The sequence below is a fragment of the Sphaerisporangium sp. TRM90804 genome (assembly GCF_029846175.1).
Lineage (GTDB): Bacteria > Actinomycetota > Actinomycetes > Streptosporangiales > Streptosporangiaceae > Sphaerisporangium.
Map to the genome: position 1 here is coordinate 68430 of NZ_JARWAC010000013.1, position 18860 is coordinate 87289.

General features: G+C 72.3%; 19 protein-coding genes. 8 read left to right on the plus strand and 11 right to left on the minus strand.

The genetic code is table 11. From position 1 onward, the window contains the following. The first annotated feature begins 18 nt into the window (after positions 1-18). Positions 19-690: a GPP34 family phosphoprotein gene (locus PYR91_RS17255; RefSeq protein ID WP_279780879.1), complete on the plus strand. Its 672-nt coding sequence runs from the start codon at positions 19-21 to the stop codon at positions 688-690. A gap of 183 nt (positions 691-873) precedes the next feature. On the opposite strand, the gene PYR91_RS17260 is transcribed toward PYR91_RS17255, so the two are convergent. Continuing rightward, the gene (locus tag PYR91_RS17260) at positions 874-1443 is read right to left on the minus strand and encodes a GNAT family protein (protein ID WP_279780880.1); all 570 of its coding nucleotides are present in this window, start codon (positions 1441-1443) and stop codon (positions 874-876) included. Positions 1444-1980: 537 nt separating this feature from the next. Between PYR91_RS17260 and PYR91_RS17265 the strand changes: the two genes are divergently transcribed. The 4 genes from PYR91_RS17265 (at position 1981) to PYR91_RS17280 (ending at position 8384) form a co-directional block, all read left to right on the plus strand. Beyond that, complete coding sequence (locus PYR91_RS17265) at positions 1981-4293, plus strand: RICIN domain-containing protein (protein WP_279780882.1); 2313 nt, start codon at positions 1981-1983, stop codon at positions 4291-4293. 541 nt (positions 4294-4834) lie between these two features. Then, positions 4835-6553 carry a discoidin domain-containing protein gene (locus PYR91_RS17270; RefSeq protein WP_279780883.1) on the plus strand — a complete coding sequence of 573 codons (1719 nt, stop codon included), beginning with the start codon at positions 4835-4837 and terminating at the stop codon, positions 6551-6553. A 69-nt stretch (positions 6554-6622) separates the two neighbouring features. Next, complete coding sequence (locus PYR91_RS17275; protein WP_279780884.1) at positions 6623-7534, plus strand: DUF1996 domain-containing protein; 912 nt, start codon at positions 6623-6625, stop codon at positions 7532-7534. A 196-nt stretch (positions 7535-7730) separates the two neighbouring features. Beyond that, complete coding sequence (locus tag PYR91_RS17280) at positions 7731-8384, plus strand: DUF305 domain-containing protein (protein ID WP_279780885.1); 654 nt, start codon at positions 7731-7733, stop codon at positions 8382-8384. Positions 8385-8396: 12 nt separating this feature from the next. Here PYR91_RS17280 and PYR91_RS17285 read toward each other — a convergent pair whose 3' ends face one another. From PYR91_RS17285 to PYR91_RS17310, 6 genes are read right to left on the minus strand one after another with little or no spacing between them, the layout of a single operon-like run. After that, positions 8397-8798: a SchA/CurD-like domain-containing protein gene (locus PYR91_RS17285; RefSeq protein WP_279780886.1), complete on the minus strand. Its 402-nt coding sequence runs from the start codon at positions 8796-8798 to the stop codon at positions 8397-8399. Between the two features lie 12 nt (positions 8799-8810). Further along, positions 8811-9119: an antibiotic biosynthesis monooxygenase gene (locus tag PYR91_RS17290; RefSeq protein ID WP_279780887.1), complete on the minus strand. Its 309-nt coding sequence runs from the start codon at positions 9117-9119 to the stop codon at positions 8811-8813. 2 nt (positions 9120-9121) lie between these two features. Then, entirely contained in the window at positions 9122-9874 is a 753-nt protein-coding gene (locus PYR91_RS17295; protein ID WP_279780888.1) for an SDR family NAD(P)-dependent oxidoreductase, read from the minus strand. After that, positions 9871-10344 carry an SRPBCC family protein gene (locus PYR91_RS17300; protein ID WP_279780889.1) on the minus strand — a complete coding sequence of 158 codons (474 nt, stop codon included), beginning with the start codon at positions 10342-10344 and terminating at the stop codon, positions 9871-9873. Before PYR91_RS17300 ends, PYR91_RS17295 begins: the two co-directional genes overlap by 4 nt. Further along, the gene (locus tag PYR91_RS17305; RefSeq protein ID WP_279780890.1) at positions 10344-10598 is read right to left on the minus strand and encodes an acyl carrier protein; all 255 of its coding nucleotides are present in this window, start codon (positions 10596-10598) and stop codon (positions 10344-10346) included. The genes PYR91_RS17300 and PYR91_RS17305 overlap by 1 nt, the downstream gene beginning before the upstream one ends. 35 nt (positions 10599-10633) lie before the next feature. Further along, positions 10634-10954, minus strand: coding sequence for a TcmI family type II polyketide cyclase (locus PYR91_RS17310; protein WP_279780891.1), 321 nt, complete (start codon positions 10952-10954; stop codon positions 10634-10636). Between the two features lie 274 nt (positions 10955-11228). Between PYR91_RS17310 and PYR91_RS17315 the strand changes: the two genes are divergently transcribed. From PYR91_RS17315 to rfbH, 3 genes are all read left to right on the plus strand, one after another. After that, positions 11229-12206, plus strand: coding sequence for a methyltransferase (locus PYR91_RS17315; RefSeq protein WP_279780892.1), 978 nt, complete (start codon positions 11229-11231; stop codon positions 12204-12206). Further along, positions 12191-13150 (plus strand): NAD-dependent epimerase/dehydratase family protein, encoded by a 960-nt coding sequence (locus PYR91_RS17320; RefSeq protein WP_279780893.1) that lies wholly within the window; start codon positions 12191-12193, stop codon positions 13148-13150. Before PYR91_RS17315 ends, PYR91_RS17320 begins: the two co-directional genes overlap by 16 nt. Positions 13151-13211: 61 nt before the next feature. Then, positions 13212-14600 (plus strand): lipopolysaccharide biosynthesis protein RfbH, encoded by a 1389-nt coding sequence (gene rfbH / locus PYR91_RS17325; protein WP_279780894.1) that lies wholly within the window; start codon positions 13212-13214, stop codon positions 14598-14600. Between the two features lie 271 nt (positions 14601-14871). On the opposite strand, the gene PYR91_RS17330 is transcribed toward rfbH, so the two are convergent. Genes PYR91_RS17330 through PYR91_RS17345 form a run of 4 tightly spaced genes read right to left on the minus strand, consistent with a single transcriptional unit; the run spans position 14872 to position 18768 of the window. Beyond that, complete coding sequence (locus PYR91_RS17330) at positions 14872-15594, minus strand: ABC transporter permease (RefSeq protein ID WP_279780895.1); 723 nt, start codon at positions 15592-15594, stop codon at positions 14872-14874. 1 nt (position 15595) lies between these two features. Further along, a complete protein-coding gene (locus PYR91_RS17335; RefSeq protein ID WP_279780896.1) occupies positions 15596-16486 on the minus strand; it encodes an ABC transporter ATP-binding protein in 891 nt (296 codons plus the stop codon). Positions 16487-16539: 53 nt separating this feature from the next. After that, positions 16540-17754: a macrolide family glycosyltransferase gene (locus PYR91_RS17340; protein WP_279780897.1), complete on the minus strand. Its 1215-nt coding sequence runs from the start codon at positions 17752-17754 to the stop codon at positions 16540-16542. A gap of 36 nt (positions 17755-17790) precedes the next feature. Continuing rightward, positions 17791-18768: a Gfo/Idh/MocA family oxidoreductase gene (locus PYR91_RS17345; protein WP_279780898.1), complete on the minus strand. Its 978-nt coding sequence runs from the start codon at positions 18766-18768 to the stop codon at positions 17791-17793. Positions 18769-18860: the final 92 nt, after the last annotated feature.

Below are 18860 nucleotides of genomic sequence, written 5' to 3' on the forward strand. Positions count from 1 at the left end.
TGGACGTACGCTTCGGGCATGGGACGGGCGGTGATGGCCGACGAGCTGCTGCGGCTGGCGTTGTGCGGCGCCGGGGACGGGTGGGTCGTGGGCGAGGACGGGCGCCCCCGGGTCCCGTCCGGGCTGGACCCGGGGCTCGCGGGCGCGCTGCTCGCGGAGCTGGTGATCATCGGCGCCCTCCGGCGCGACGGCGAGTGCCTGCGGGCCGTGCGTCAAGGGCCCGTGGGGGACGCCGTGCTGGACGCCGTGCTGGCCCGCGTCTCCCGCGAGACGCGGCCGCGCACGGCCACCTGGTGGGCGATCCGGCTCGCCGGCGACACGCCGCACGTGGCCGGGCTGGCCGGCCTGCGCCGGCAGGGCGGCGTCACCGAGTACGAGCAACGGGTGCGCGGCCTGCTGCGAACCAGGACGGTCAGGCGGTGCTTCGCCGTCGAGAACGGCGCCGAGGAGGCGATCGTCCGGCGGCTGCGCGCGGCCCTCGACGGGGAGCGGTCGGACGACCGCACCCTGGCCCTGCTGGCGATCGCGCACGCCTGCCGGGTGGACCGCGCGTACTTCCGCGACCTGTCCCGGCGCGCGCTGAAGACCCGTGTCCGCGAGGTCGCCGGCGACCACTGGGCCGCCAAGGCCGTCGCCGGCGCCATCAACGACGCCGAGGTCCTCTACGTGGCGGCGAACGGCTCCCTGTAGGCGGGGCGACGGGCGCGGCGGCGAGGTCCTCCGCGTGCCCGGGTGCGGCGTCGTCCTCGGAGTGCTCAGCTGAGGGCGGGGCGGCGACGAGCCAGGTGGGCTGGGCGAACCCCTACCGCGGCCTTCTGAGCCGGCCGCGCGGGGCCGGGGACAGGGGCATTCCCGCGGCCGGAGGGGCCGCGGTCATCGGACGCCGTCGCGGGCGGCCGGTGGCGCCGTGGCGGCGGCGGGGGGCCAGTCGGTGGCCAGCAGGCCGTAGAGCAGGTCGTCGGTCCACTCGCCCTTCATCCACGTGTGGTGACGGCGCAGGCCCTCGCGCCGGAAGCCGACGCGTTCGAGGAGCCGGGCGGAGCGCAGGTTGCGGGCGTCGCACTCGGCCGACAGCCGGTGCAGCCCCCGGTCCTCGAACAGGTGGGCGACGACGCGGGACACGGCCTCGGTGGCGTAGCCGTGCCCCTGGTGGGCGGGGGCCAGGGTGTAGCCGATCTCGGCCTGCATCCGGTTGTCGTGCGTGTTGACGCCGACGTCGCCGAGCAGCACGCCCTCGCGCTCGATGGCGTACTGGAACCAGCCGGGGGCCAGGGGGTCGCCGCCGGCGAGCACCGCCACCAGGAGCCGGGACTGCTCGGCGGACATCGAGGGGTCCCACGGCTGGTAGCGCGCGACCTCGGGATCGGAGCGGTAGGCGGCCACCGCGGCGGCGTCCTCCGGGCGGAAGCGCCGCAGGGTCAGCCTGGCCGTCGACAGAAGCATCCCGGCAGTATTCCGCATCTCCCGCGGATCACCTCAAGCCCCCCATGCGGTCCGCCGCCCGGAGGCCCGCGGAGCGCCCCCGCCGCGCGGCGGGGCGGGGGGCCTTCCCCGCGGGTGGTTCCGGGCCCCCGGCGACGCGTCGACGGCGCAGGTCGCGGCCGCATCGGGTGCCGGCGCGGCCGGCCGGGGGCCGGGCGGTGGGGAGGGCGACCGTATTGACACGGAATATTTACAGTCGTACCGTCCCCTCGTCGGCGATGCCGGATCATCACCACCGCGGGACCGGCCGTGAGCCGGGGCGGTTCGACGCTTGCGCCCGGGCCGGGCGGACGGGTGGCGATCGGCAGTTCAGGTCGCGACCGCCACGTGCCCGGCGGTCCTTCCCCTCCTATTCCCTCGCCATGCGGCAGGGCACGCGGATCCCCCGTACCCCCCGCCCACGCATGGGCGGATCCGGCCGCACCAGGCGGGCCAAGCATCACGACGCCGCGACGCACGCCCCGCGAGCCGGAGCGTGGCGCGGTACGAGGAGGTTCCGTGATTCTGGAACACGACCACGCCGGCACCGCCGGACCGCCACGCCGCGCCGACCGGCGGCACAGGCCACGCATGATGGTCCTGGCGGTGCTCGTCGCGGTGGGTCTCGCGCCCGCCGCGGCACCGGGCGCCGAGGCGGTCGCCCGGACGGCGCCCACGGCCACGACGGCCGGTGCCACGGCCACGACGGCCGCGAACGCCGTCACCGCCGAGGCCGGTGCGGCGGCCGCCGTGCCGACCGGCTGGACCACCGTCGTCAACGTCAACAGCGGCAAGTGCGTTGACGCCCGGGGCTCGACCTCGGCCAACGGCACCGCCGTGCAGCAGAACCCGTGCAGCGGCACGGGCGCCCAGCAGTGGCAGCTCCAGCCGACCAGCGGCGGCTACTACCGCGTGAACAGCAACCTGGGCGCCTCCCAGGCGTGGGACGTCACCGACGTCTCCACCGCCGACGGGGCGAAGATCCAGCTGTGGAACTACGGCGGCGGCGCCAACCAGCAGTGGCTGCCGGTGGAAGAGGCAGGAGGCGCGTACCACTTCGTGAACCGTCACTCAGGCAAGTGCCTCGACGTCCCCGCCCGCTCGACGGCGGACGGCGTCCAGCTCCAGCAGTACGCGTGCAACGGCACGCCCGCGCAGTCGTTCACCATGGGCGGCGGCACGACGCCGCCGGGCGACGGGCCCGACCTCGGCCCGAACGTCAGCGTGTTCGACCCGTCCATGCCGGCCTCGACGATCCAGAGCCGGCTGAACTCGGTCTTCAGCCAGCAGCAGACCGCCCAGTTCGGCGCGAACCGCTTCGCCCTGCTGTTCAAGCCGGGCTCCTACGACGTCGACGTCAACGTGGGCTACTACACCCAGGTGCTCGGCCTGGGCGCGTCGCCCGACGACGTGAACATCAACGGCGCCGTGCACGTCGAGGCCGACTGGTTCCAGGGCAACGCCACGCACAACTTCTGGCGCGGCGCCGAGAACCTGTCGGTCACCCCGGCCGGCGGCAACGACCGATGGGCGGTCTCGCAGGCCTCCGCCTACCGCCGCATGCACCTGCGCGGCAACCTGCAGCTCGACGACGGAGGCTGGTCCAGCGGCGGCTTCATCGCCGACTCCAGGATCGACGGCCAGGTGCGCTCGGGATCCCAGCAGCAGTGGCTGTCGCGCAACTCCCAGTTCGGGAGCTGGGCGGGGGCGAACTGGAACATGGTGTTCGTCGGCGTGCAGGGCGCGCCGGGCAACACCTTCCCCAGCCCGCCTTACACCAACGTGGCGTCCTCGCCGGTGCTGCGGGAGAAGCCGTTCCTGTACGTCGACGGGGCGGGTGCCTACCAGGTGTTCGTGCCGGCGCTGCGCACCAACGCCCAGGGCACCACCTGGGGCGGCGGCGCGGCGGCGGGCTCGTCGATCCCGATCGGCCAGTTCTTCGTCGCCAAGCCCGGCAACACGGCCGCCGAGATCAACGCCGCGCTGGCCGAGGGCAAGAACCTGCTGTTCACCCCCGGCATCTACCGCCTGAGCGACACGATCAGGGTGAACCGGGCGAACACCGTGGTGCTGGGCCTGGGCCTGGCGACGATCATCCCGCAGAACGGCGTCACGGCCATGTCGGTCGCCGACGTCGACGGCGTGAAGGTCGCGGGCCTGCTCATCGACGCCGGGACGACCAACTCGGCGACGCTGATGCAGGTCGGGCCGTCGGGCTCCGCGCAGAGCCACGCGGCCAACCCCACCTCGCTGCACGACGTGTACTTCAGGATCGGCGGCGCGGCGGTCGGCAAGGCGACCACGAGCCTGGTGGTCAACAGCCGCGACGTCATCGGCGACCACCTGTGGCTGTGGCGCGGCGACCACGGCACCGGGATCGGGTGGACGTCCAACACCGCCGACACCGGCCTGGTGGTCAACGGCGACGACGTCACGATGTACGGCCTGTTCGTCGAGCACTACCAGAAGTACCAGACGATATGGAACGGCAACGGCGGCCGGACGTACTTCTACCAGAACGAGATGCCCTACGACCCGCCCAACCAGGCGGCGTGGATGAACGGCGGCACCCAGGGCTACGCGGCCTACAAGGTGGCCGACTCCGTCACCACCCACGAGGCGTGGGGGCTCGGCAGCTACTGCTACTTCAACGCCAACCCCGGCGTGGTGGCCGCCCGGGCGTACGAGGTGCCCGACAGGCCGGGAGTGCGGTTCCGCAACATGGTGACGGTCTCGCTCGGCGGCGTCGGCACGATCAGCCGCGTCATCAACAACGCCGGAGGGCCGTCCAACACGGCGACCAACGTGGCCAACCTGGTCGCCTACCCCTAGGCCGGAGTGTCCACCCCCCCTGGCGGGGGAGCGGACGCCCGCGGGCTCGTGCGGTTCCTCCCGCCTCGGGGCGGGAGGAACCCCCGGACCCGGAACGCCCTGACGGATCTTCCGTCAGGGCGTTCTCCGTGCCGTGCCAGGCGCTTCCCGGCCGATCCGCCGCGGGCGATCTCCACGCGCGGAAGATCATGAAGAACGCGCTCCCCGAGCGTGCGCGGCCGGGGGGCCTTCCAGGAACATGTCAGGGAAAACTGTTACCAGTCGACGTCCTTCGCCTGACCGCTCTCGGACACCGGGGAACCGCTCGCCGGGAGGCATCCACAACCCCGCTGCTCAAGGGGGGTTGGTGCGGTCCAAGCGACTCGCTTCAGAGCTCTCTTCCGCCCTCGCCCGGGGTTGCCGAAGGGTGTGCGCCGTGTTTCCGGGGGGTTAATTTGACCCTTGACAGGCCTTGTCGGGGGGGAGCACTCTCTCGGTGAGAGAGCGCTCCCCGGAGCTCCCCCGTAGCGATTGCGGCCCCCCACCCTCAGGAGGAGACGCGATGCCGCCGTCCCCCCGTCCATCTCGCCTGGCCCTTCTGATCGCCCTCGCGGTCAGCCTGGTCACGTCCATCCTCACCATCGCGCCGGCCAGCGCGGCCGACCCCCTGCTGTCGCAGGGCAAGACGGCCACCGCCTCGTCCACCGAGGGCGGCGCGTTCCCCGCGTCGGCCGCCGTGGACGGCAACCCCGGCACCCGCTGGTCCAGCGGGTTCGCCGACCCGCAGTGGATCCAGGTCGACCTGGGCGTCACCGCGAACATCACCCAGGTGGTGCTGAACTGGGAGGCCGCCTACGGCCGCGCCTTCCAGATCCAGACCTCGTCCAACGGGTCCACCTGGACGCCGATCTACTCCACCACCACGAGCACCGGCGGCAACCAGACCCTGACGGTCACCGGTTCCGGCCGGTACGTGCGGGTGTACGGCACGCAGCGCGCCCTGCAGTACGGCTACTCCCTGTGGGAGTTCCAGGTGTTCGGCACCACCGGCACGACTCCTCCCGACCCCGACCCGGGGACCGAGCGGCTGCTGTCGTACAACAAGCCGGGCGTCGCCTCCAGCTCGCAGAGCGACGTGAACTGCTACGAGTGCACCCCCGCCCGCGCCTTCGACCGTGACCCGGCGAGCCGCTGGGCGACCAGCTCCACCACCGGCTGGGTCGACCCGGGCTGGATCTACGTCGACCTCGGCGCCGTCGCCCAGATCAGCAGGGTCGTCCTGCAGTGGGACCCGGCCTACGCCAGGGCCTTCCAGATCCAGACCTCCAACGACGCCGTGAACTGGACGCCGATCTACTCCACCACGACCGGCACCGGGTTCAAGCAGACCCTGACGGTCAGCGGCTCCGGCCGGTACGTGCGGATGTACGGCACCCAGCGCTCCAGCGCCTACGGCTACTCGCTGTGGGAGTTCCAGGTGTGGGGCACCGGTGGCGCGCCGAACACCCCGCCGCCGCTGCCGCCCGACCCGCGCAACCCCCCGCAGCTCGTGTGGAGCGACGAGTTCAACGGCGCGGCCGGCTCCAAGCCCGACCCCGCCAAGTGGACCATCGACACCGGAACCGGCCCGAACAACGAGCTGGAGTACTACACCAACAACAACAACGCGTCCATGAACGGCTCGGGCAGCCTGGTGATGGAGGCGCGCAGGGAGGCCACCCCCGGGTCGTCCTGCCCCGGCGGCACCTGCCAGTACACCTCGCACCGCATGAACACCGGCGGCAAGTTCACCTTCACCTACGGCCGGGTCGAGGCCCGTGTCAAGGTGCCGAAGGGCAACGGCCTGTGGCCGGCGTTCTGGATGATGGGCGCCGACTTCCTGACCGGCCGCCCGTGGCCGTACAACGGTGAGATCGACATCATGGAGGTGCTCGGCAAGGACACCTTCACGGCCTACTCCACCGTGCACGCGCCCGCCTACAACGGCGGCGGCGGCATCGGGGCGCCGTACACCCTGCCCGGCGGGGCCGACTTCGCCAGCGACTACCACGTCTGGGCCGCCAACTGGGACAGCCGGGGCATCGTCTACACCCTCGACGGCCGCACCGTCTTCACCCTCAGCAAGGACGAGGTGGAGCGCACGCGCGGACCGTGGGTGTTCGACCACCCCTTCTACCTGATCCTCAACCTGGCCGTCGGCGGCGACTGGCCCGGCCCGCCGGACGCCTCCACCGGCTTCCCCAAGCAGATGCTCGTCGACTACGTACGCGTCTACCAGTAACCAGCCCGCTCGTCCCGGTACGGCCCCCGGAGGCCGTACCGGGGCCCTCCCCCCGAAGGAGTCACCCTGATGTATCGGGCCACCCCCCCGACCGGTACACGACGGAACCGACTGCGGCTGACCGTCCTGATGAGCGCGCTGACCGCGCTGCTCGGCAGCTCCCTGGTCACCGCGACCGCACCCCAGGCGGACACCACGAAGGAGGCCCGGGCGGCGATCGTCCCGGTCGCCGAGTTCCTGGCCGAGTGTCCGTACAGCCACCGCCTGCCCGACGACCCGATCATCTTCCCCGGCATGCCGGGCGCGTCGCACATGCACAGCTTCTTCGGAAGCACCTCCGCCAACGCGCACTCCACCCTGCAGTCGCTGATGACCTCGCGCTCCACCTGCAACCCCGCGGTGGACACCTCCTCGTACTGGGTGCCGACCCTGTACAACGGCAACACCCCGGTGGAGCCGACCGGCACCACCTTCTACTACCTGGGTGAGGGTGTGAGCGACGCGGTCCGCCAGCGGATCCAGCCGTTCCCGCTCGGCCTGCGCTTCATCGCCGGCAACGCCAAGGCGACCTCCCCGAACGACCCGTCGTCCAACGCCCGCTGGTCCTGCCTGCACGCCGGGCACGTCCCGCCGAGCAAGGACTTCGTGACCTGCCCCTCCGGCACGATGCTGGAGTCCTACCTGGACTTCCCGCAGTGCTGGAACGGCCGTGACCTGGACTCGGCCGACCACAAGAGCCACATGGCCTACCCGGTCAACAACGGCTGCCCGTCGACGCACCCGGTGCCGGTGCCCAAGCTGCGCCAGGTGCTTCGGTACCCCGTCAGCGGAAACCCGGCCAACTTCCGGCTCGCGTCCGGGCCCGGGTACACGATGCACGGCGACTTCTTCAACGCCTGGCCCGAGGCCGAGCAGGCGCGCCGTGTGAACGACTGCATCCGCCCGAAGATCAAGTGCGGAGCCGACGGCCGTCCCTCCTGACGGCCGCGCAGTGACTCCTGGGGGCGAGGTGCGGCACGCCGACCCGTCACCTCGTCCCCAGGGACCACCCCGAGGCGTATGTTCGTCCACTGGACGGCCGGGTGCCCTGTGCTATGGAGCACCCGGCATGCTTGTCCCGCCAGGTGGGCGGACATAACGCCTTTTCAGGGTTCACGCGTAGACACAAGGAGCCAGCATGAGACGGGCCGCGCCCCTTCGCCAGGCCGCCGCGGCGTGGCCGCTCACCGCGGCCCTGCTGGCCGCCGCGCCGCTCGGCGCCGCGTGCTCCGCCGCCCCTCCCCGGGCCGCCGGCACCGCCGCGCCCGCCGCCACGTCGTCCGCGACGCCCGCGCCCTCGGCCGCGCCGTCCTCCCAGCACCCGCTCGCGGTCGCGGTGTCACGCGGCTTCGGCCCCACCGACCTCGCCTGGATCGAGCTGATGATCCCCATGGACGAGTCGATCCTGCGCATGCTGGCCGTCGTCCCCGAGAAGACGGGCGACTCCGGGCTGCGCCGCCTGGCCGAGCGCCTGGGCGAGGACCACCGCGCCGAGGTGGTGAAGCTGCGCCAGCTCCTGCTGCGCGCCGCCGCCCCCGAGAACAACCCCCACCAGGGGCACAACATGCCGGGCATGGTCACCGACGAGGAGCAGAAGGAGATGGAGGCCGCCAAGGGCGCGGCCTTCGACCGCCTGTTCACCGGCCACCTGCGCGAGCACCTCAAGCAGTCCGTCATCGTGGCCGACGGCGAGCGCGACGCCGGCATCCACAAGGACACCAAGGCCTTGGCCACCGCGGTCGCCAAGGCGCGGGCGGCCCAGCTCGCCGAACTGGGCCGCCTCGGCGGGTGACCGGCCCCGGCCTCAGAGCGCGGTGGCCCGGCGCAGCTCGTCGGCGACGTGCGGGGGCAGGCTGAACTGCTGGACGGTCTCCATCGAGGCCGTGCCGAAGTGCTCGAGGAACCCCTGCGGAGTCGAGGTGTCGCGAGGCGCCGCCAGGTAGGGCAGCAGCCTGCGCTCGGCCTCGCGCACCCCCTCCTGCACCGACATGTGCCGGGCGACGTCCTCCAGGCTGCCCTCGTAGTGGATGACGCGGACCACCACGTCGTCCTTGAGGAACAGCCCGGTGCCGAGCAGCAGCCCGCTGGGCTTGCCGTCCTCGTCCGTGAGAACCGGCGACTCCGGCCGGGTGAACCCGGAGAAGATCTCGTTGATCTCCTTCTCGTGGCCGGGCCTGACGCGGTAGGTGATCGCGGCGTATGCCATCTCGACGTCCTCTCAGTGGGCCGCGGCGACTTCGTAGACCTCGGCCGCCCGGTCGGCGGCCGTGCGGAACCGGCGCAGCGGCGCGGTCGCGAGGTGCTGGCCGGGGTCGTCGGCCCAGGCGTTGAAGGACTCGATGTCCCGCCACTCGCTCATGATCGCGTAGGTGGCCGGGTCGGTCGCCGAGCGCCACAGCTCGTTGCCGACCAGCCCCGGCGTGCCCGCCAGCTCCGCGCTGACCTTGTGGTACGTCTCCTCAAGCGCGTCGCGGTCGTCGGCCGCCCCGTGCCACACCAGGATCCGGACGCGCGGCCTGGCCGTCATCGTCACAGGCCCCCGTCGACGTTCACCGTCTCGCCGGTGATGTACGCCGCCTGGTCGCCCGACAGGAAGACGACGACGTTGGCGACGTCCTCGGGCCTGCCGAGCCTGCCGAGCGGGCTGCGCCTGCGGTACTCCTCCAGGCGCTGGTCCATGCCCTCGTCGGGCGCGGCATCCGGCTCGACGGTGTCGATGATGCCCGGCGCCACCACGTTGACGCGGATCCCGCGCGGGCCGAGCTCCTTGGACAGGGAGCGGGCCAGGCCGATCAGGCCCGCCTTGGCCGCGGTGTAGTGCGCACGCAGCGGGATGCCGACCAGGGCGGCCTTGGAGCCGACGAAGATCACCGAGGAGCCGTCCGACAGCAGCGGCAGCGTCTCCTGGGTGAGGTGGTAGGCCGCGGACAGGTTGGTGTCCAGGACGCGGTCCCACTCCTTCCGCGCGAGCTTCGCGAACGGCACGTGGCTGATCACGCCGGCGTTGTGCACGACGATCTGCAGGGTGCCGAACCGCGCGCGGCAGTCGGCGGCCAGGCCCGCGATCTGGGCGGGGTCGCTGACGTCGGCCCGCACGACGTGGTGCTTGCCCTCGGTCTCCTCAAGGTCGCGTTCCAGCCGGGCCGCCGCCTCGGTGTCGCCGCTGTAGCAAGTGACCACGTTGGCGCCGGCCCGGGCCAGGCCGAGCACCACGCTGCGCCCGATGCCCCGGGTGCCGCCCGTGACCAGGGCGTTGCTGCCGTCCAACCGGATGCCGCTCATCTGACCTCCTCGGCGACGCGCCGCGCCGCTGCCTGCTCCACCAGGTTCTTGATCCGCGCGAGCTGCACCAGCGAGTTGCGGTTGATGCGGTCGGTCATCGCGTCGTCGTCGACCGGGGCCTCCGGCCGCATGTGGAAGTCCTGGACCCACCGCATCTCCACGCCGCCCGCGACCTCGCTGTAGCGCCAGAAGATGCTCATGTACTCGAACGGCCCCGGCTCGACGCGCCGGGCCCGCACCGTGCGGGCGGCGGGGTCGGGCGTCCGCTCCGACACCCAGCTCCAGACCTTGCCGTTCTCGTCGGGGTGCATGGTCAGCCGGAAGCGGATCGTCGGCCCGTCGGACGACAGCACCTCGGCCGCGGAGTACTCGCTGAACAGGGACGGCCACGAGGGCACGTCGTTGGTCATCTCCCAGACCAGGTCCATGGGCGCGTCGATGACCACGGAGTTCTCGGTGTGCCCCGGCATCACCTCACCGCCAGCTGGCTGTTGACGTAGCTCACCACGGTGCGCGGGGTGTCGTCCTGCTCCATGTCGCCCTCCCCGACGGGGACGCCGAAGTCGTCGCTGAGCCGGACCGACAGCTCCAGCACGGCCAGGGAGTCGTACCCCAGCTCCGTGAAGGTGCGGTCGGCGATGTCGCCGTCGAGGTCGACGGATTCGTCCTGCCCCGCGCACGCACGCATCAGCGCGCGCAGGTCGTCGAGGGTGAAGTCACGCATCTGCATCTCCGCATCGCCTTCGCCTGACCGCGTGTTCACGCGGGCGTCCACCGGTAGAACGGCTGGGCCATCGCGTCCTTCGGCTCCCGCCATCCCGGGTCGTACGGGCTGATGTGCTCGGCCAGCCGCTGGTTGATCTCCTCGTACAGGGGGTGGCTGCGCGCCTTGTAGAGGTTGGGCGTGATGTCCCCGTCCGCCTCGACCAGGTGGAAGTACAGGTCGTGGAAGCGGAACAGGGTGCGCGCGGAGACGCCGATCAGGTGCGGGAGCTCCGACGCGTCCGAGTCCGCGAAGATCTTGGCCACGTCGTCGGCTCTCTCCGGGGCCATCCGGGCGACGATCAGGGTCCTGTGCATCTGCTCCTCCGCGCTGGTCGGTGCCTGGCCAGGCCAGAGAACGCAGGGCGGCTAGTGACCGGCTCGAAGGCGGCTGGTGCGCCCGCCGCCCGCGCGGCGGGCCCGGCGGCTCCAGTGGCCTACGAGTACGCGGACGTAGGACTCGTCAGGAAGCTCGCGCCGTCTCGCATCCCGTCAGGAGGTTCAGACGATGGGGAAACGGCTACCCGCGTCCGTGGGCGTGGTCGGACCACCTGGTGCCGCCGCCCTTCCACCGCAGGCCAGGCTGCTCTTCTTGACCAGCGGCACCCGGATCTCGCACGTGCTGCACGCCGTGACCGCCCTGGGGGTCGCCGATCACCTGGCGGACGGGCCCCTGCCGCCCGGCGAGATCGCCGCCGCCGCGGGGTGCGACGCCGACGCGCTGGCCAGGCTGCTGCGGGCGGCCGCCGCGGTCGGGCTGGTCGAACGCCTCGACGACGGCAGGTACACGCTCACCGACCTGTCGGAGCTGCTGCGCTCCGACGTCCCGGGCGGTCTGCGGGACGCCGTCCTGTACGCCGGTCACGCGATGACCGTCCGCCCGTACGGCGACCTGGCGGAGACCGTCCGCACCGGGGAGCCGGCCTTCGACCGGGTGTTCGGCATGCCGTTCTACGAGTACGGCAAGGCCGACCCGGCGGCGGGGCGGCTGATGAACAGCGCGATGCGGCACCTGTCGTCGGCGACCTCGGCCACGCTGCTGGACGCCTGCGACCTGCACCGCTTCGAGCGGGTGGCCGACGTCGGCGGCGGCACCGGCCGGTTCCTGACCGAGGTGCTGAGGCGCAGCCCGGCCGCCAAGGGCGTGCTGGTCGACCAGCCCGCCGTGGTGGAGCAGGCGCGGCTCACGCTGGCCCGCACCGAGGAGGCGCGGCGCATGACCTTCGTCGGCGCCGACTTCTTCGAGCGGGTGCCGGCCGGGTGCGACGCGTACGTGCTCAAGAGCGTGCTGCACAACTGGGGTGACGCCGACGCCGCCCGGGTGCTGCGCTGCGTGCGCGAGGCCATCGGCGTGGACGCCGACGCGCGCCTGTTCGTCTTCGAGCAGGTGCTCGGCGCCCCCAACACCTGGGACAACGGCGCGTTCATGGACATCGACATGATGCTCAAGTTCGGCGGCCGCGTCCGCGACCTCGCAGAGTGGCGGCGGTTGCTCGGCGAGGCCGGCTTCGCGCCGGCGAACGAGCCGCGGCCCGGCTCTTGGACGGTCCAGGTATGGCGCCCCTGCTGACCGAGCCGGCGCCCAGGGCGCCGGCGGCCGTGGTGGGCGCGACGGGGTTCATCGGCTCCCGGCTGGTCCCCGGCCTGCGCGCGGCCATGGTCCCCACCCACGCCTTCGGCCGGCACACGCCGCTCACGCCCGGCGGCCGGCTGGCCGACGGCCTGCGGGAGGCGCGCACCGTCTTCTACCTCGCCACCAGGATCACCCCGGCCGTGGCCGAGGAGCATCCCGAGCTGGTGGAGGCCGACCGCTCGGCGTTCGTCGGGCTGCTCAAGCAGCTCGGCCGCACCGGCACGCGACCGACCGTGGTGCTGACCAGCTCCGGCGGCACCGCCTACGACCCCGCCTTCCCCCCTCCCTACTCCGAGGAGTCGCCGGTCAGGGCGACCAGCCGGTACGGCCGGGCCAAGCTGCTGCTGGAGCAGGAGCTGCTGGCCCGCGCCGACGTCATCCGCCCCGTGGTGCTGCGCCTGGCCAACGTGTACGGGCCCGGGCAGCGCAGCTGCAACGGGCTCGGCGTGGTGCCGCACTGGCTGGAGGCCATCGCCGACGGGCGGCCCGTCGTCGTGCTCGGCGACCCGGGCACCAGCAGGGACTACGTGTACGTCGACGACACGGTGCAGGCGCTGATCCGCGTGCACCTGGTGGCCTCGGAGCCGGGCGGGCCCGGCCGGGACGCCCTGCCGTCGATGCTCAACGTCGGCTCGGGCGAGCCGGTGTCGCTGAAGGACCTGCTGTCGGTGATCACCGAGGTGGTCGGGTTCGAGCCGCTGGTCGAGCACCGTGAGCGGCGCTCGTTCGACCGGCACGCGGCCTGGCTGGACGTGACCCGCGCGCGGTCCTGCCTCGGGTGGCGGCCGCGGACGCCGCTGGAGACGGGCGTCTCGGAGGCGTGGGGGGCGATGCGGACCGACCTCGCGCGGACGCGTCCCCAGAACTTCTCAAGGCGATAGAGACAGACGTCGTGTGGACGACCGGTGCCACGGCGTACCAGAGCCGCAGGAGGCGCACGTAATGATCGATGAGAAGGGATCGCTCCTCCTGGAGCAGGTCCGGAAATATCACCGCGAGTCCGAGGTCTTCGCGACGTTCACGCCCGGCGTGACGCCCGTGCTGCCCTCCGGCGCCGTGCTGGACGAGAACGACCGCGCGGCGCTGGTGGAGGCGGCGCTGGACATGCGAATCGCGGCGGGCAAGAGCGCGCGCAGGTTCGAGAGCGCGTTCGCCCGCGTGATCGGCTCGGGCCGGGCCCACCTGGTCAACTCCGGGTCGTCGGCGAACCTGCTCGCGCTGGCCTCCCTGACCTCGCCGCAGCTGGAGGAGCGCAGGCTGCGTCCCGGCGACGAGGTGATCACCGCGGCGGCCGGCTTCCCGACGACCGTCAACCCGATCCTGCAGAACGGGATGGTGCCGGTCTTCATCGACGTCGAGATCGGCACCTACAACGCCGCCCCCGAGCGCATCGAGGCGGCCATCGGCCCGCGGACCAGGGCGATCATGCTGGCGCACACCCTCGGCAACCCCTTCGAGGCGGACGAGATCGTCCGCATCGCGCGCGAGCGCGACCTGTGGCTCATCGAGGACAACTGCGACGCCGTGGGCTCGACCTACCGCGGCCGGCCCACCGGGTCGTTCGGCGACCTGTCGACGGCCAGCTTCTACCCGGCCCACCACATCACCATGGGCGAGGGCGGCTGCGTCGCCGTGGCCAACCCGAAGCTGGCGCGCATCGTGGAGTCGATGCGCGACTGGGGCCGCGACTGCTGGTGCGAGCCGGGGGAGGACAACAGGTGCCTCAAGCGGTTCGACTACCAGCTCGGCAGCCTGCCCCTGGGCTACGACCACAAGTACACCTTCTCCCACGTCGGCTACAACCTGAAGAGCACCGACCTTCAGGCCGCCCTGGGCCTCAGCCAGCTCGACAAGCTGGAGGAGTTCGGCGCGGCCCGGCGGCGCAACTGGCGGCACCTGCGCGAGGGCCTGGCCGACATGGAGGACCTGTTCATCCTGCCCTCGCCGACGCCCGACAGCGACCCGAGCTGGTTCGGCATGGTCCTGTCCATCCGGCCCGAGAGCGGCGTGCAGCGCAGGGACCTGCTGAACTTCCTGGAGGCGCGCCGGATCGGCACCCGCCAGCTCTTCGGCGGCAACCTCACCCGCCACCCCGCCTACGGCGACCGCGTCTTCCGGGTCGCGGGCGACCTGACCAACAGCGACTTCATCACCACCCAGTCGTTCTGGATCGGCGTCTATCCCGGCATCACCCGGCCGATGGCCGACTACATGATCGAGTCCCTGCACGAGTTCAGGGACGGCCCGCGCTCCCGGCGGACCCGCGTGCCGGCGGCCCGCGTGGGCGCCGACGCCCGGCAGGTGGCCGGGACCTCGCACCAGGGCACCTGACGGACGACGGGCCCGTGTCCCCCCGAGGGAAGGGGACACGGGCCCGTTCTCGCGCGCGTGAGATCCCCGCGCACCCGGCCGGAGGGCCGGGCGCGCGGGGATCGGCGTGTGCGGGGGTTCGCGGGGACGCCTCGTAGCGCGTCCGGGAGAGCGGATCGGCCGCGACGGCCGCGAGGCGGTGCGTCAGAACCGGCGCAGGTGACCCGCCCGCCGGCGGGGCGGACGGATCACCTGCTGACACAGCAGCGGAAACATGGTCTTTGGGGGACGGTCAGCGGGCCGCCCGTCCGTAGCGCCAGACGGCGAAGACGCCGAAGATCAGCGCCCACGCGGCCAGCGCCCCGATGGAGCTCAGGCGCGGGGCCTGGTCGGCGACGACCCGCCAGCCCAGGTCGCCCGCGAAGTAGGCGGGGGAGTACTCGGCTATGGTGCGCACGGCCGCGGGGAACAGCTCGACCGGGTACCAGAGGCCGCCGAGGATGGCGAGCGTGAAGTACAGGCCGACGGTGAGCCCTTGGGAGGACTCCACCTTCGTCACGTAGCCGATGCCGACGCCGAGCGCCGCGAACGGGATCGACCCCAGCCACAGCAGCGCGACGATCAGCACCCACTGCGCGAGGGTGAGGCGCACGCCGCCCAGCAGCACGCCGGAGGCCAGCACGAGCACCACGGCCGCGGGCACGGCGATGGTGCCGGCCAGCAGCTTGGAGATCACGTACGTGCGCGGCGCGAGCGGGGTGACGGCGAGCGTGCGCGTCCACCCGATCTGCCGTTCCAGCGCGATGCGGCTGGCGCTGAACAGCGCCATGCCGATGGCCCCGTAGGTGGCCATCGAGATCATGTAGAAGCTGCGGGCCTGGCCGGGGTTGGGGCCGCCGACGTTCAGCACGTGCACGAACATCAGGTACATCACGACGGGAAAGATGATCAGGTAGATCAGATAGGTCGGCGTCCGCACCAGGCGGATCAGCTCGAGCCGGAGGAACGCGGCCACCTCAGCCCTCCCCGTGGGTCAGCGCGACGAAGGCGTCCTCGAGGTCGACGCCTCCCACTTCGAACTCGTGCGCGTCGGGATACTTGTCCATCAGCGCGCGGAGCGTGGCGTCGGAGTCGGTCGAGTGCAGGATCACGCGCTCGCCGCGCGTCCGCGCGGAGGTGACCCCCGGCAGGTCGTTCATGACGCTCACGTCGGCGATCGACAGCGTGCACTCCACGACCTTGAACGGCACCAGCGACTTGATGGTGGCGATGCTGCCGTCGGCGACCACGCGGCCCTTGGCCAGCAGCACGACGCGGTCGGCGTAGGAGTCGGCCTCGGCCAGGTAGTGGGTCGCGAAGATGACGGTGTCGCCGCCCGCCGTCAGGGAGGACGCCTCCTTCCAGAAGTCGCGCCGCCCCTCGACGTCCATGCCGACGGTGGGCTCGTCGAAGATGAGCAGCTCGGGGTCGCCGACCAGCGCCATGGCGAAGCGCACCCGCTGCTTCTGGCCGCCGGACAGGCGTCCCACCCGGCGGTCGCGCAGCTCCGAGAGCCCGGCGATGGCCAGGGCGTCCTCGACCGGCCGTGCCTTGGGGTACAGGGCGGCCATGGCGCGGGCCATCTCGCCGACGGTCACCTCGTCGACCAGGCCGCCGTCCTGCAGCATCGCGCCCATGCGGCCCTTGGTCAGGGCGGTCTTCGGCGAGCCGCCGAGCACGCTGAGCTCTCCGGAGTCCGGGGCCAGCAGACCGAGCACCATGTTGAGCAGGGTGGACTTGCCGGCGCCGTTGGGCCCGAGTATGGCGACCTTCTGGCCGCGTTCTATGCGTAAGTCCAGGCCGTCGACGGCGGTCACCGAGCCGTACGACTTTCTCAGATCGGTGAGCGAGATTACGGTTTCAGCCACATCTCCACCTAAACGTCGACGGCGAATCGCCTGTAGTGGTGAATGTCATAACTTCACAAAGCCCTGTCTCCGGCACCGGCCGGAGTGGAGGACGCCGCCGTGCGTTCGAGGAGGTCGGCCGCGGCCACGTGGTCGCCGTCCGCCTCCTGCTCGGCGCGCATGCGGCGCAGCGCCCGCCGCACCTCGTCGCTGCCCGCGGCCTTCTCCACGGCCGAGCGCAGCGCGGCCGGCGTCACCGTCCGGTGGTCGAGCTGGACGCCGAGGTCGAGCGCGGACACCTGGTCGGCCGTGACCTCCTGCTCCGGCGTCATGGGGACGACCACCATGGGCACCTCGTGGGCGATCGCCTCCACGACGCTGTTGGTGCCGCCGTGCGTGACGAAGGCGTCGGCCGCGCGCAGCACCCGCAGCTGCGGCATCGACGGCCGGGCGATCACGTTGGCCGGCAGCGCGCTCGCGGGCGTGTGGTCGCCCAGCGACAGCAGGACCTGCCACGAGCCGTCGTCGAAGGCGGCGCACACCGTCTGGACCATCTCGTCCCAGAGGCTGTGCACCGTGCCGATGGAGACGTAGACGACCCGCCTGCCGGGGTCGAGGCCGTCGAGCACCGGGTCGGGCCCGGCGGGCTCGGGGCGCAGGCAGCTTCCCACGAACGTCACCGGGTCGGCGAAGGTGTCGCCGGCGGGGTGGAAGGCCCGGGGCATCACCACCAGCACCACCTTCTCGTCGCGCGCGAACAGCCCCCCGGGGCTCTCCTGGATGCCGTGCGCCCTGTTGACGCGTTCCATCACCGGGGTGATCACCCCGAAGGAGTCGGCCAGCCGTTCCCGCAGCGGCGCGTAGTGGGCGTTCCCCATGAGGGAGAAGTGCTCGTTGCTCACGTAGCTGCTCAGGAGGAGCGCGGCGGGGCCGGGCAAGATCTTGGTCAGCAGCCGCCCCCAGACGCAGGTCATGTCGTAGAGGATCAGGTCCGGCCTGGCGCCTTCGAGCTGCTTCAGCACCTGCGGCAGCACGTGCTCGGCCTCGGCGGTGAGCCACGCGGGGAACATCGCGAAGCGTGTGTAGTGGTCGGCGTACCGGCGGTAGCTCTGCCGCATGTCCAGGTGGATGGGCGACAGGCGCACCCCCGGACGCTCGACCTGCGCCCGGTACTCCTCGGGCAGGTGGTAGGTCACCTCGTGGCCGCGCTCGGCCAGCTCGGCGGCGATGGCCAGCGTCGGGTTGACGTGGCCGGGGACGGGGGAGGGCAGGAAGGAGAAGGTCGCCATGGCTCGTCCTCGATCGTGGGTGGATGGGGTGGCCGGTCACGGATTGCGGACGAGCCGCACGGCGGCGCTGACCGCCTCCAGCAGCCGGGCCTGCCGGACGATGTCCGCGGCGTGGTCGCGATGGGCCGAGGGGCGGTGGACGTCCTCGGCGAACCGCCTGACCATGTTGGCGAACTGGTCGTCGGCGGCCAGCACCCGCTCCTCGCGGTGGTCCTGGCGCTCCAGCCTGAGCACCGGGCGGGCGGACGGCGGCGGCGTGAACGCCCAGTCGACGGTCAGCTTCCCCGTGCTGCCCAGGACGCTGTACGCGCAGCGGTACATGTGCGACATGCCGAACACGCACTGCGCGGTCACGCCCATGGCGTCGTAGAGCAGGGCCGAGCCGGCGACGTCCACCCCGCCGCCCGCCTCCTGCTGCAGGACCGCCCCGGCGACGGTGAGGCCCGGGTCGAGGAAGAGCTGCGCGGCCCGCACCGTGTAGGTGCCGGTCTCCATCAGCGAGCCGCCGTCCAGCTCGGGCCGGTAGCGGATGGCGGCCCGGTCGCCCGGCGGGATGGCGAACTCGGCGATGACGTGCCGCGGCTCGCCGACGGCGCCCTCGGCGACCAGGCGGCGGGCGGTCTGGTGCTGGGAGTGGTGCAGGAAGGCGAAGTTCTCCATCAGCAGCAGCCCGCGCGCGGCGGCCTGCCCGGTCAGCTTCTCGGCGGTCACGGCCGAGGCGGTGAAGGACTTCTCGACGAGCACGTGCTTGCCGGCCTCCAGCGCCGCCTCCGCCCACCCCGCGTGCAGGGCGTTCGGCAGGGGCACGTACACCGCGTCCACGTCCGCGCGCTCCAGCAGCCGCTCGTATCCCCGGACGCCGTCGCAGCCGAACCGGCGGGCGAAGCGGAGCGCCTTGTCCTCGTCCCGGCTGGCGACCGCGACCAGGCGCAGGCCGCTCGCGAGCATCGCCGGCACCGTCCGGCGCCAGGCGATGTCGGCGCAGCCCAGCACGCCGATGCGGAGTCCGTCCATGTTCACTCCTCGCAGAAGGGGCGGCCTCACATCGTCGGGCGCGCCGCTCGAGGGGGGTTCGAAGCGGGCTGGCCGCCGGCCGACGAGCCGCT